The sequence below is a fragment of the Secundilactobacillus sp. MJ173 genome, assembly GCF_059704265.1.
This window is the reverse complement of the sequence record NZ_BAAKGN010000010.1, coordinates 35,121-48,506: the sequence shown is the minus strand read 5'-3', so window position 1 is coordinate 48,506 and position 13,386 is coordinate 35,121. Positions and strand designations below refer to the sequence as shown.

Sequence of the window (13,386 nt, the reverse complement as noted above, 5' to 3'; positions counted from 1 at the left end):
TTTTAAAATTAAAGTTTAATCTTTTTTACGAATCGTAAATCCGTGTTTGTTGCCACCGCTGGTCTTACGGTCGCGACGATCACGACTACCACCATGATCACGGTGGTCCTTGCTAGAACCAGAACCATAGCGACGATGACTGTCGTTACTCTTACCATAGTGACGGTTGTTACCGCCACGACCATGGCCACCGCCATGACCGCCACGATAATTCCGGCTACCGCCGCCACCCTTGTGACGAGGTAATGGACGTTCTGGCGTGATCTTAACGGGAACTTGGTTTGAGTTATCCTTGGTTAAGTCGTTCAAAAGTGCAGCAACTAAGTCAACGGCTTCATACTGATCAAGGAGCTTTGATGCAACATCAGCATATTTGTCGGTATCAGTTTTTTCAACTAATTCCTTAACCGTTTCTTCAGCATTGCTTAACTGACCGTTGAAGGCTTCGGCTTCCGAAGGTGGCTTCAATGGTAACATCCGCACCTTGGTTAACTTTTCAATCTCACGCAGGTAATCCATTTCGTTTGGTGTAACGAAGGTTAACGATACACCATGGTGCCCGGCACGGCCAGTACGGCCGACACGATGCACGTAACTATCTGGATCTTGAGGAATATCATAGTTAAAGACATGAGTCACATCTTCAACGTCGATCCCACGAGCAGCAACATCGGTTGCCACTAAGATATCAAGCTTACCATGCTTAAACTGGTTAAGGATTTGAGAACGACTCTTTTGAGTCAAATCACCATGAATCCCAGCGGCATTATAACCACGGGCTTCAAGACCGCGAGTGATTTCATCAACCCGACGCTTCGTTCGAGTAAAGACGATACTGAGATCAGGTGCTTGAACGTCAAACATCCGAGTCATGACGTCAAACTTTTCGTAGTCCTTGGCACGGACATAGTATTGTTCAATTAAGTCAGTTGTTAATTCTTTGGCCTTGATCTTAACGTGGTGTGGTTCGTGCATAAATTGCACACCAACCCGTTTGATCTCTGGTGGCATAGTTGCTGAAAACAGCATTGTTTGCCGTTCTTCTGGGGTTTGCTTAATAATAGATTCAATATCATCTAAGAATCCCATGTTTAACATCTCATCGGCTTCATCTAAGACCAACATTTTAACGTGGTCTAGTTTCACCGTCCGGCGGTTCATATGATCCAATAAACGACCCGGTGTACCGACTAAGACTTGGGGATGGTTCTTCAAGCTGTTAATTTGACGACGGATATCAGCACCACCGTAAACAACCTGAACCTTCGCATGCTCTTCATGACCCAGTTGGAAAATCTGTTCCTGAGTTTGAATTGCCAATTCACGAGTTGGTGAAATGACCAGCGCTTGAATGTTGGGATCGTCACGATCAATGTTTTGCAAAATAGGTAATGCGAAGGCCGCAGTCTTCCCAGTCCCTGTTTGTGCTTGTCCAATAACGTCTTTACCTTCCAATACCATTGGAATGGTTTCTGCTTGAATGGGGGTTGCTTCCTCATAACCGTTACGTTCAACGGCCTTGAGTAAAGGCTTTGATAACCCGAGTTCTGAAAACTTCAAATAAATGTCCTCCTAATAGGCTTTTACAAAGGGAATACGACTATGAGAAATCCGTCTCGTTTGGTGCGTCATATTCCCCATTTTACAAGTGTTAGTTCGAAAAAAATACAACTAGAGTATCATACATCACACAACTAGGAAAAGCAACAATTAATATTTTTATTAATCATCAAGTTGCACGTATTAATCGTTATTTGCTTGCAGTGCAGCCAAAACATTCTCCAAATGAATACCATGGCTACCCTTGATCAAGATAATATCTTCGGGCTGAATGTCAGCATGCAGCTGAGCAATTAATTGCGCCTGTTCATCAGTGCCGTATAAATGAAGGTGAGTGGCACCAAACCTGTCTTGTAATGCGTCATACAGTGCCTTCATATGGGGCCCAACCAGATACACAGCCTGTATTGAAGTCGAATCAAAAGCAGTTTCAAGTCCAGCGTGTAACTCATCTGACTGTTCACCTAACTCCAGCATGTCGCCCAAAACAACGCGTCGGTTACCACTGGTTGCAACCTTAGAAAAGGCGGCCATTACTTCTTTAACAGCCGTAGGATTGGAATTATAAACATCACTCAAAATCCGTTCTCCCACGGAGCCACTGACCCACTCCGCACGGTTTTCAGTTAAATTCAAATTTCCAAACGCTTTAGCTGATGCCTGTGGTGAAATGCGATACAGCTTAGCGACACTCAGCGCTGCCAATGCGTTGTTGACGTTATAGTCGCCAATCATTGGAACGGTCATCGTTTGATCCGGCCACTCACTAGCTGTAAAGGTCGTCTGCGTATCTGTAGCATCAACGCCTAAGGCATACATATCATCAGTTTCCTGACGACCAAAAGTACGTTGCTGCTGTGACACCTTTTTAGCCCGCTCAACTAATAACGGCTCATCACCATCATAAATAAACGTCCCATCTGCCTTTAAGCCATGCGTGATTTCCATCTTGGCATCAGCAATCTTGTCGCGAGTACCAAAAAACTCAATGTGCGCTTCACCGATCATGGTAATAATAGCAACATCTGGTTCGACCAATCGGCTTAGAAAATCAAGCTGACCTGGACGATCCATTCCCATCTCAATGACCAGTACCTCTGTATTAGGCTCCATCGACAGGATGGTAACCGGTACCCCAATTTCATTATTGAAATTGTCCATGGTTTTAGTCACGTTAAATTGGGCAGAAAGAATGGCAGCCACCATATCTTTGGTCGTTGTTTTGCCGTTTGAACCAGTCACTGCCACAACTTTAGGGTTGATTTTGAGTAAGTAATGCTGACTAAGGGATTGCAAGGCTGTCAATGGATCATCAACAACCAGCACTGGCAAATCCGCAGGCGCTTCACCGTGATCCGCTTTCCATAGGGTTGCTACGGCACCATTCTTTAGTGCACTTTGAACAAACTCATGACCGTCTCGCTCCCCTTCCAAAGGCACAAACAACGCACCGTTAGAAAGATGACGACTGTCGAAAGCGACACTGGAAACCTCAATTTCGTTCCAAGCACTAGTATCATTTTGAGCAGAAACCGCACTTGCGATTTCACCAAGTTGCATCTTCATTGAAAACAATCTCCTATTTTTGTCTCGTTTTTTTCACACCGAGTATTATACCACGACTAGACACCAAAAAGCGGGGACATATCAAGCTACCGACTCGATTGACTCCGCTTATAAATCCATTTCATTTTCTGAAAAAGGAACTTCATCCGTAATTTCGATACCCCACTGTTTTTGCTCAACATCATAGCTAAGCGTCCCAACCTGCCGGGTCGTTTCGTAAACATCCATCCGATCATGCCACCAATTCTGGCGTTCTGGATGCTCCTGCAACCGGATGGGAATCAAGTATCGCCGACGACGTTCTACTGCTTGATCAAAGGCAAAAACTAGTCCTTCTGAAAAAGCAGTTTGAACCTTTTGAACAATTTCCTTCGGTACTTCACTGACTGAAAATGGTCGATTAAACATCATCCAGCGATTACTGTGTAATAATCTCAAGTGACGTTTTAACGAAATATCCAAAATGTGTTCAAAAGTCGCCATCCGACGATAGTAAACTTTAACAAACCCTGTCGTAGTGCCCAAATAGGCATACGCATTTTGAAGCTTGGAATAAAGTGGTAGGTGATAATGAGTGCCCATATGTGCCATATACAACAATTCAGCAATTTCACTGGGCATCATCAAATCAAGATCATCACTTTCATGATAATCCAGCCACATTTTGGGCGAATTGGTCTTTGACAATATGAACTCACGTACTGAATTTTGACCGGTTACCGTTTGAAACCGCGTGTGGCTATTGACTTGATTCCCCTCAAGTTTACCGTCGATCAAAACAATTCGCTGAGGAACATCTGACATGCCGTTCACAAAATCAGCCGAAGTAATCCCGTATGAAATCACGAGATTATTCACCTGTTCCCAGTTAATATAGATAAAATTCCCTTGCATCACTTTTCCCACGCTCTCTCACATTATAGACACTTTTATTGTACTACGAAACATTACGAAAAAGGACGTTAAACGTTTAATCTAATTAAATTTCTTGTCGGCCTCTCCCGCGCTTGACGTTCCGACCATTATCAAATAACATGGGGGAAATTACTCAAAAGGAGTCTGTTTCATGACTAACGTACTTTTTGTCTGTTTAGGCAATATCTGTCGTTCACCTATGGCAGAAGCTATTTTTAAAAATTTGGTCAGCAAAGCCGGCCTCCAAGATCAAATTCAAGTGGATTCATGTGCAACCAGCAGTGAAGAGGAAGGCAACCAACCACACCCTGGTGCCCAAAAGGTAATGGCCGCTCACGGATTGGATTATAGTGACATGCACTCTCGGCCAATTACACGACAAGATTTTGAGTGGGCTGATTACATTATCACAATGGACAGTCAAAACATTTTTAACCTAAATCAAATGGCACCCGCTGCAGATCGTCATAAGATCCATCTCTGCTTAGACATTCTCCCTGGCGAACAAGGGCAAGAAATTCCGGACCCTTGGTATACTCACCGATTCGAATATACCTACCAAGTCTTAATGTCTGCGCTGCCAGCTTGGTTAAATAAAATTAAAGCTGCTAGCTGATCGATGTCTTAATCAAAATCCTGTTTCGACCTAAACAAGCCTAAGAAATTGTGCTATAAGTCTATTTTGATGAAAAAATTTCCCCAGCCTTCTTAACTGACAGGCAACTAAATCTTTGCCTATATTCACAATCTAGCTGATATGCTCAGCCACTCAGATTAGGCCGTTTAACGCAAGAAACGCCATTCCGACAATCGGAATGGCGTTTCTTCGTGTTAGACCACACACGCTTATTTATTATTAAATTTCGCTGCAAATTCTTTTTGGACCTTCACCGGCGTATCTGACAATTTTGCGGTATTCGTTAATCTCCCACGAATCATTAACCGCCGTGCTCCAGTTGCGTCACAAGTCACCAACGTAATGATATTGGCTTTCGTTTGGTTCACAACATCAATCCGAGTAGCGGCAATAAACTCCCGCCGATAAACTTTAAACGTATAAACCTTCTTCATATCCGTGGTGTAGATCGTATCGCCTACCCGAGTCTTAAAGTACAGCGGTGAAAAAAGAATGTCCTTTCGCACCATGTGGTGACCCGCCAATGGATAGTTGCCGTGACCCATCTTTTGATCGGACCGCATCGTCCCTGCAGCCAACGCCAGCGTTGTATTAGCAACCCCCTTGGCAATTGGCAAGTGAATACCAGACTTTGGCACTAAAATTTGACCAACCGGCAAAATATTTTTTGAATTCATCCGGGCGGTTGCTACCGTTGAAAAGTTCAATGATTTAGCATTTTTAAAACTAAAGTTAGCCTGTTTCTTATCGTTATTAGCAGCTGATTTGGCCGTTATTTTTGGTTGATACGAACTCACCAGATAATTTTTAATTTGCTGGTTAAAAATTAATCCCAGAGAAATGAGTAAAAGTATCACCAGACCAATTCTGTACAACCACTTTGTAAATTGGCTATGTTCTTTATTTTTCAATTTACTCCCCCACAATCCCTATTAAATCGCTTATGAAAGCGGTCTAACTCATTACGCACGTTAATGGTATACCTTGGTTAACACCATAAAACGTGCTACTCTTAATGTTACTGCTATATTCTACCCGATTAAAGAATGATTTAAAAGAAAGAAGATTGATATTCATTGACTGAACCAGAACCTGCCACCGCCAAGCCCAAACGTCCAATCTGGCGGCGCAACTTATTCGTCCTGTGGTTTGGTACCTTTATGGCTGGGCTCGCTTTTAGCGAAATCATGCCGTTTTTATCCCTCTATGTGGATACATTAGGTAACTTCACCAAAGATCAACTTAATTTATACTCTGGTATCACATTCTCCGCAACCTACTTGGTTACAGCCGTAGCTAGTCCGATGTGGGGACGATTAGCTGATCGAAAGGGTCGCAAGCTGATGCTATTGCGAGCCTCACTGGGGATGGCCGTTGTGATGGGGCTAATGGGTGCTGTCACCAGCGTTTGGGAATTGATGGCCCTACGTTTTATTCAAGGAATCTTTTCTGGCTACATTAGTAATGCCAACGCGTTAATGGCAACTCAAGCACCTAAAAGCAAGAGCGGTCAGGCACTTGGTACGCTGTCAACTGGTTACGTTGCGGGGTCGCTTTTCGGCCCTCTAGTTGGTGGTGTTTTAGCCGAAATTTTCTCCTATCGTGTCACCTTTTTTATTACCAGTGTACTTTTATTATCCGTCTTTTTCGTGAGCTACTTCTTCGTGACGGAATCGTTCACGCCCGTTAAAAAAGAAAATATGCTGTCGAGTAAAGAAGTACTGGGTGTGGTCAATCATCCAAGATTAATTTTGGGAATGTTCATTACTACCCTGATCATCCAGGCTTCCAACATGTCTATCTCACCCGTTTTGTCACTGTACGTCAGAGAAATCATGCCCAAGGGATCGGCAATTACGCTGTTTAGTGGTATTGTCGCTGCTATTCCGGGGGTTGCCACCCTCTTTGCGGCTCCTCAGTTGGGCCGCTTAGGCGATCGAATTGGGACTGAATTAATTTTGTCGATTGGGTTTATCTTTGCCATCCTGGTCTATCTGCCAATGGCGTTTGTCACTAACGTCTGGCAACTGATGTTTTTAAGATTTTTAATTGGTATTTCTAACGCCACTATGTTGCCAGCTGTCCAAACGATTCTGTCAAAAAACACCCCACCAGAGGTGACTGGCCGGGTCTTCAGTTGGAACCAGTCTTTCCAAGCAATTGGCAGTGTGCTGGGACCAATGATTGGTTCAGTCGTTTCCACGGTGTTCGACTACTCGGGGGTCTTCATCTCAACCTCGGTTCTAGTCCTGTTAAACTTCCTGCTAGTTTGGCATAATACGGCTAGTTTGAGGAGAAAACATTTGAATAGCTAGAGTGCGAAGGCAAGCGATTAGATAGCTGCATGCCGGAGCACGTTTTGGCAATGTAACAGCAACGAGCACAAAAATCCCGAACTTAGATTTATGGATTAGTCGGTTTGCATGCAGTTCCCTGCTTGCCTGAACACGTTTACGCAATCTAAAAATCAAGCGTCACGTCCGATCACAACTATTGGATGTGGCGCTTTTATTAGCAACAAAATTCAACGACACATAAAAACGGTGCAAATCCACGAGCTTGCGACAGTTGATTAAAATTAATCATTTTCCATGACTGCTTGTTTAATCACACCCATAATCTGATTGGCAAGATGCGTTGGCTGGCGGTCACTGCGGTATCTCAAGGTTAACCATACATGGGGCAATTGTGCGTCTGCAATATGTAATGGCACCACTGTATCCGGTAATTTTATTAGGTCTGCTAGAAAACCAAGTGCCACGTTGGATGCTACAGCATCTAATACAACATGTGCATTATCGCTTTCAAACAGCACCTGAGGCTCTTGTCGTGCATATAGCCGCGCAAAAATTTTATGGTTCAAGAAATTAGCACTCTTGGTGACTATTGGAAATCCCAACGTGTCCTTAACGGTAACCGAACGTTGACGAACCAGTGGATGATTCACACTTGCGAGTAACTGAAAATGAATTGGTACCAATCGATCTTCTACTGGGTTTTCTTCACGCTCTACTTCGCCAGTGATAATCGCATCTACTTCCCCAACTGCCAATTTCTGATCCAGAACCAGTGAACCAGCTTCCACGAAACGTACATGCTGAAATAAGCCATTGGCCTGCAATGCTGAAACAATTTTTAGCAGATACTGCTCACCAATCGTTGGTTCAATTCCTATCAATAATGAATCCGCGGTCATTCGAGCAATGACTGCCCGGTTACGCTCCCAGACCGTCAAAATCTCTTCAGCAGTCTGACTTAATTGCCGTCCTGCCGGCGTTAACTGTACACCGTTAGTATGTGGATTACGAATCAAAAGTTCAGTATTAAAGTACCGTTCAAGCCGCTTAACGGATTGCGTGATAGTTGGCTGACTCACTGAAAAATTCTTTGCAACTTGAGTAAAACTCAATACTTGGTTCAATTGATGGAAATACGCCAGATCTCTAAAATTCATAAGCACCTCATAAATAAATATTATAGTATTGTTCTCTTTGACTATAATACCACTGAAATGATAGAGTAATCCGCATCACTTATAAGTGAAATTAATAGTGAAACCTGGTCATACATATGAAATCAATCACTTATTGGCACCGAAATCTCATGGTCCTTTGGATGGGCGCATTCATGTCCGAAGGCGCAATATCATTAATTGTTCCAATCTTACCTCTGTTCCTAAAAAGCCTTGGCAACTACACTCCAAGTCAACTCAGTCTGCTTTCCGGCAGCATCTTCGCCGTCACCTTCCTCATCAAAGCGGTTGTTTCACCGCTGTGGGGAAAGCTTTCTGACCGTGTTGGACACAAACCTATGCTTTTGCGAGCCGCTGGGGGATTAAGCTTCTGTTGTTTCATGATTGCTATTGCACCAAACGTGTGGCTGATTATCCTTGCACGTGCCATTCAAGGTATTTTTTCTGGTTATATCAATAACGCCGAATCCATGATTGCCACAGAAGCACCCAAAGAACATAAAGGTTGGGCTTTAGGCACACTGGCAACTGGCGATACAGCGGGATTACTTTGCGGCCCAATCATTGGTGGCGCATTAGCAACCTTCGTTGGATTCCGGGGTACCTTCTTCATTGCCGCACTGTTGATGCTTGCCGTATTTGGTCTAAGTTGGAAACTAGTGACGGAAACCTTTGAACCCGTCCCTGCTTCTGAAAAAATGGGGATCCGTGATACGCTTTCGGCACAGCCACATATCAAGCTACTACTATTAATCTTTGTTCTAACTTTAATCGTGCAAGCTACTAACAATGCGGTTAACCCAATTTTAAGCCTATATCTGGACGATCTGTTGCCGTCAGCCCCTCACTTACCGCTTATTTCTGGAATTGTGGCAGCCCTACCAGGCATTGCCACTGTTATATCAGCGGGCTACCTAGGACGTTTGGGTGATATGCACGGTCAACGCAAACTGTTGATTGGTGGTCTCGCCCTTGGAACGCTCATCTACATCCCTCAAATCTTCGTGACCAACATCTGGGGGCTTGGCAGTCTACGCTTTATTACTGGCCTTTCAATTGCTGCATTACTGCCAGCATTACAAGCTATATTGACGCAAAATACACAACCGGCAGCACTGGGGCGAATCTTTAGTTATAATCAAACGTTTCAAGCATTAGGCAACGTGTGTGGCGCGATGATCAGTGCTGGGATTGCCAGTGCATTCGGTTACGTTCAGGTTTTCACCGCGGTCTGTGTGATGGAAGCTCTCGGTTTGTTGCTAGCGTGGAAATTGAAATGCTAGAGTGTTCAGGCAAGCGGTTAAAGACTGGAGCCTAAGTCACTTCCGACAAAATTCACGAACTTGGATTTATGAATTAGTCGGTTTGCATGCAGTTCCCTGCTTGCCTGAACACGTTTACGCAATCTAAAAATCAAGCGTCACGTCCAATCATAACTATTGGATGTGGCGCTTTTATTACCCTCAAATAAAAAAACCACTCACCCTAATCAAGGTAAGTGGTCCACTAATTAATGTTAGTCGTTTTTTAAACCGTACTTCTTGTTGAAACGATCCACAGCACCATCTGCTTGGGCAAACTTTTGCTTACCAGTGTAGAAAGGATGTGAGTCAGAAGAAATTTCAACACGAATCAATGGATAAGTGTTGCCATCTTCCCATTCAACTGTTTCTTCAGAAGTTGCAGTTGAACCTGATAAAAACTTGTAGCCGGTACTTGAGTCTTGGAATACCACTTGGTGGTAATCTGGATGAATTCCTTTTTTCATAATTGTTTCGCTCCTTTGCCCTGAATCATGTACTGAGACAGAGATTGATTGTTATCGTCAACCTAAATAGAATATCATAAGAATTGGTCTAATTCAAGTCACTCTTATAATTCTTCTACGCGATCACTATCTTCAATTTTAACGTCAGCCTTCAATGAGGTTAGTTTCTCCACAATGCTACCATAACCACGCAAAATATTGTCTGCACTAGTAATGGTCGTTGTGCCCTCTGCCATTAAAGCAGCAATCATCAACGCAGCTCCTGCACGAATTTCTCCCGCGTCTACTGTTGCGCCGGTTAACTGATCAGTGTGGTCCACCACGATCATATCTTTTTCTGGACGAATCTTAGCCCCCATTTTCTTCAACTCAGGGACATGCTTCAACCGCTGTGGGTAAATCGTATCAACAATAATACTACTCCCCTTTGCCATTAGTAACAATGGGGTGATGGGCTGTTGAAGATCAGTTGCAAAACCTGGAAACGGCATTGTTTTAACTTCGATTGCTTTTAAATTCTGAGACGGCCCAACGTAAGCAGAGTCTTCACCGATTTGTAAGTCAACACCCATTTCAATCAGTTTTGCTGTAAATGACTCCAAATGTTCAGGAATAATGTTGTGGATCTCCACACCATCTCCCATCGCAGCAGCCATCGCTAAAAAGGTCCCTGCTTCGATTCGATCAGGAATAATCGTGTGAACATTGGTAGCACGTAATACGGGGACACCCTCGATTCGAATAACATCCGTACCAGCTCCACGAACATGGGCACCCATATTATTCAAAAAAGTTGCAATATCAATAATCTCAGGTTCTTTCGCCGCATTTTCAATCGTGGTTAGCCCGTTCGCTTTAACGGCCGCCAAAATTGTGTTGATCGTTGCACCAACCGAAACGACGTCCAAGAAAATTCGGGCACCATGTAGGCCATCTTCGCCCGTGGTAATTCGAACTGTACCGTGATCATCTTCGACTTCTGCACCCAGCGCTTTAAACGCCTTGATATGCTGGTCAATTGGCCGCGGACCAATATTGTCACCACCTGGGAAAGTCAGTATTGCACGACCAAACCGCCCAAGTAATGCGCCCATAAAATAATAAGAAGCCCTCAAACTTTTAATGGCTTTACTCGGCATTGGTGCTTCCACGATTTCAGTGGGATCGATTGATAAAACACCATCCTCAAATCTAGAGTGCACGTTCATGGACTCCAAAATCAGCATCAGGTTATGAACATCTAAAATATCTGGTACCATATCAAATTTAACTGGTGTATCTGCCAGGATTGCCGCTGGAATTAGTGCGACCGTACTATTTTTAGCACCACCGATGTTGACGCTACCTGACAGGCGCTGTCCACCGTGGATTATCATTTTTTTCATGACATAATTTTCCTCTACTATAAAATCGTGCTTCAATGCAGTCCTAACTTATCATAAATAATGAACAGTTAAAATACAATAGTTTAACGTCGATTCCATTAAATTGTAATATTTGAGGCACCAATATACCTTAAAATCACCTCATATAACGGACAATTGTCCAAATAGACGAAAAAAAGTCGCATGATCTTGGCGACCACGCGACTTTTAAACCCACTCACGTTTAGTTTTCGTTATGCTGCTGATTTGCAGCTGCGACAAAGTTTTTGAACAACCCTTCTGGACGGTTTGGCCGTGAAAGGAACTCTGGGTGGTATTGAGCTGCCACGAAGAATTTATTACTTGGCAATTCAATAACTTCAACTAAGTGATTATCAGGTGAAGTACCAGAAAAGACTAAGCCCTTTTTACTCATTTCATCTCGATAAGCGTTGTTAAATTCGTAACGGTGACGGTGACGTTCTGAAATTTCAGGTTTGTTATCATATGCAGCTGCAGCTACTGTATTTGGCTTTAGCTTGCATGGGTAGGCACCTAGACGTTGGGTACCACCCATATCTTCAACATCAGTTTGGTCAGCCATCAAACCGATTACCTTGTGAGTCGTGTTAGGATCCATTTCAGTCGAGTTAGCATCCGTGTATCCCAACACGTGACGTGCAAATTCAACACTGGCCATTTGCATTCCTAAGCAAATTCCTAAGAATGGCAAATCATTTTCACGTGCATACTGGATAGCTGTGATCATGCCTTCAATTCCTCGGTCACCGAAACCACCGGGAACTAGTAATCCGTCTGCATCTTTCAGAGTGTCTGCCACGTTTTCTGGGGTGACCTTTTCAGCATCGATCATCCGCAGATCAATCTTAGCATCCAGTGGGTAGCCGGCATGCTTTAATGCTTCGGCAACTGAAATGTAAGCGTCTTGAAGACTAACATACTTACCAACCAGCGCAATCGTGATGGTGTTCTTGAGATTATTAATTTTGTTGATCATCGTTGACCAATCAGCCATATCAGCAGCAGGTGCTTTTACACCAAAATGATCAAGCACAAGCTGATCCATACCTTGTTTTTGTAGACGCAACGGTACCTCATAAATGGTATCCACATCCATTGATTCAACCACAGCATCTGGTTTTACGTCGCAGAACAACGCAATTTTATTCCGCATTGATTCGGTAATTGGCTTTTCAGTTCTGACAACTAAAATATTAGGTTGAATGCCTAATCCTCTTAACTCACGGACACTGTGTTGCGTTGGCTTCGTCTTCATTTCACCAGCAGCATGGAGATATGGAATCAGCGTAGTGTGAATGTAAATGACATTCTCATCGCCAACTTCAGCCTTCATCTGCCGAATTGCCTCTAGAAATGGTTGGGATTCAATGTCACCCACGGTCCCACCAATTTCAGTAATCACAATATCGGCGTTTGAGGTTTTTCCAGCCCGCATAATCTTTTCCTTAATCATGCCGGTAATATGCGGAATCACTTGAACTGTCGCGCCCAGGTAGTCGCCGTGACGTTCCTTTTCCAAAACTTCTGAATAAATTTTACCAGTCGTGACGTTAGAATACTTATTGAGGTCATTGTCAATGAACCGTTCGTAGTGACCAAGATCCAAATCGGTTTCGGTCCCATCGTTCGTTACAAACACTTCACCATGTTGATATGGACTCATAGTACCGGGATCAACGTTAATGTAGGGATCAAATTTTTGAATAGTCACATTTAACCCACGGTTCTTAAGCAGACGTCCAAGAGATGCTGCAACAATTCCTTTACCAAGTGAAGAAACCACACCGCCAGTTACAAAAATATATTTGGTCATTGTATAACTCCTCGTAGATTAAGTTTAGGGAAAAACAGTCGTAAACCAATAAAAAACTCCCTATTCATGATGAATAGGGAGCGATTATTCCGAACGTTGACCTTGCGATTCCTCGTAAGGTGCCCAAAAAACATAATAACAAGTTGTTACTTTTGCGTCAAGTGCTTTCACTTAAGAAAAATAACTTTGATGCATTAGCGACGTGTCAGTGGTGGGGCTAAGAGGTTGGACAATAAGTCCATGCTCGTC

Annotated in this window: 11 protein-coding genes; 3 read left to right on the top strand and 8 right to left on the bottom strand. The window is 43.4% G+C overall.

Features of this window, described 5'->3' with window-relative positions:
* Positions 1–15 precede the first annotated feature (15 nt).
* The 3 genes from cshA to AC6H04_RS01470 form a co-directional block, all read right to left on the bottom strand.
* On the bottom strand, positions 16–1,560 hold the full coding sequence (gene cshA / locus AC6H04_RS01480; protein WP_497570009.1) for a degradosome RNA helicase CshA: 1,545 nt from the start codon (positions 1,558–1,560) through the stop codon (positions 16–18).
* A 183-nt stretch (positions 1,561–1,743) separates the two neighbouring features.
* A complete protein-coding gene (locus AC6H04_RS01475; RefSeq protein ID WP_497570008.1) occupies positions 1,744–3,126 on the bottom strand; it encodes a UDP-N-acetylmuramoyl-tripeptide--D-alanyl-D-alanine ligase in 1,383 nt (460 codons plus the stop codon).
* A gap of 108 nt (positions 3,127–3,234) precedes the next feature.
* Positions 3,235–4,020, bottom strand: a complete 786-nt coding sequence (locus AC6H04_RS01470) for a hypothetical protein (protein WP_497570007.1) — start codon at positions 4,018–4,020, stop codon at positions 3,235–3,237.
* 172 nt (positions 4,021–4,192) lie between these two features.
* Here AC6H04_RS01470 and AC6H04_RS01465 point away from each other — a divergent pair, with 172 nt between their 5' ends.
* Positions 4,193–4,657: a low molecular weight protein-tyrosine-phosphatase gene (locus tag AC6H04_RS01465; RefSeq protein ID WP_497570006.1), complete on the top strand. Its 465-nt coding sequence runs from the start codon at positions 4,193–4,195 to the stop codon at positions 4,655–4,657.
* Between the two features lie 230 nt (positions 4,658–4,887).
* Here AC6H04_RS01465 and AC6H04_RS01460 read toward each other — a convergent pair whose 3' ends face one another.
* On the bottom strand, positions 4,888–5,589 hold the full coding sequence (locus tag AC6H04_RS01460; protein WP_497570005.1) for a class A sortase: 702 nt from the start codon (positions 5,587–5,589) through the stop codon (positions 4,888–4,890).
* A 165-nt stretch (positions 5,590–5,754) separates the two neighbouring features.
* Between AC6H04_RS01460 and AC6H04_RS01455 the strand changes: the two genes are divergently transcribed.
* Positions 5,755–6,993 (top strand): multidrug efflux MFS transporter, encoded by a 1,239-nt coding sequence (locus tag AC6H04_RS01455; RefSeq protein WP_497570004.1) that lies wholly within the window; start codon positions 5,755–5,757, stop codon positions 6,991–6,993.
* Between the two features lie 263 nt (positions 6,994–7,256).
* On the opposite strand, the gene AC6H04_RS01450 is transcribed toward AC6H04_RS01455, so the two are convergent.
* Positions 7,257–8,132, bottom strand: a complete 876-nt coding sequence (locus AC6H04_RS01450; RefSeq protein ID WP_497570003.1) for a LysR family transcriptional regulator — start codon at positions 8,130–8,132, stop codon at positions 7,257–7,259.
* Positions 8,133–8,248: 116 nt separating this feature from the next.
* Here AC6H04_RS01450 and AC6H04_RS01445 point away from each other — a divergent pair, with 116 nt between their 5' ends.
* Positions 8,249–9,433 carry an MFS transporter gene (locus tag AC6H04_RS01445; protein ID WP_497570002.1) on the top strand — a complete coding sequence of 395 codons (1,185 nt, stop codon included), beginning with the start codon at positions 8,249–8,251 and terminating at the stop codon, positions 9,431–9,433.
* A gap of 233 nt (positions 9,434–9,666) precedes the next feature.
* Here the strand turns inward: AC6H04_RS01445 and AC6H04_RS01440 are convergent, their stop codons facing one another.
* The 3 genes from AC6H04_RS01440 to pyrG all read right to left on the bottom strand — a co-directional run bounded on the left by AC6H04_RS01440 (position 9,667) and on the right by pyrG (position 13,137).
* Complete coding sequence (locus tag AC6H04_RS01440) at positions 9,667–9,918, bottom strand: type B 50S ribosomal protein L31 (protein ID WP_497570001.1); 252 nt, start codon at positions 9,916–9,918, stop codon at positions 9,667–9,669.
* A gap of 104 nt (positions 9,919–10,022) precedes the next feature.
* Positions 10,023–11,303, bottom strand: a complete 1,281-nt coding sequence (murA, locus tag AC6H04_RS01435) for a UDP-N-acetylglucosamine 1-carboxyvinyltransferase (protein ID WP_497570000.1) — start codon at positions 11,301–11,303, stop codon at positions 10,023–10,025.
* A gap of 223 nt (positions 11,304–11,526) precedes the next feature.
* Entirely contained in the window at positions 11,527–13,137 is a 1,611-nt protein-coding gene (gene pyrG, locus AC6H04_RS01430) for a CTP synthase (protein WP_497569999.1), read from the bottom strand.
* Positions 13,138–13,386 lie beyond the last annotated feature (249 nt).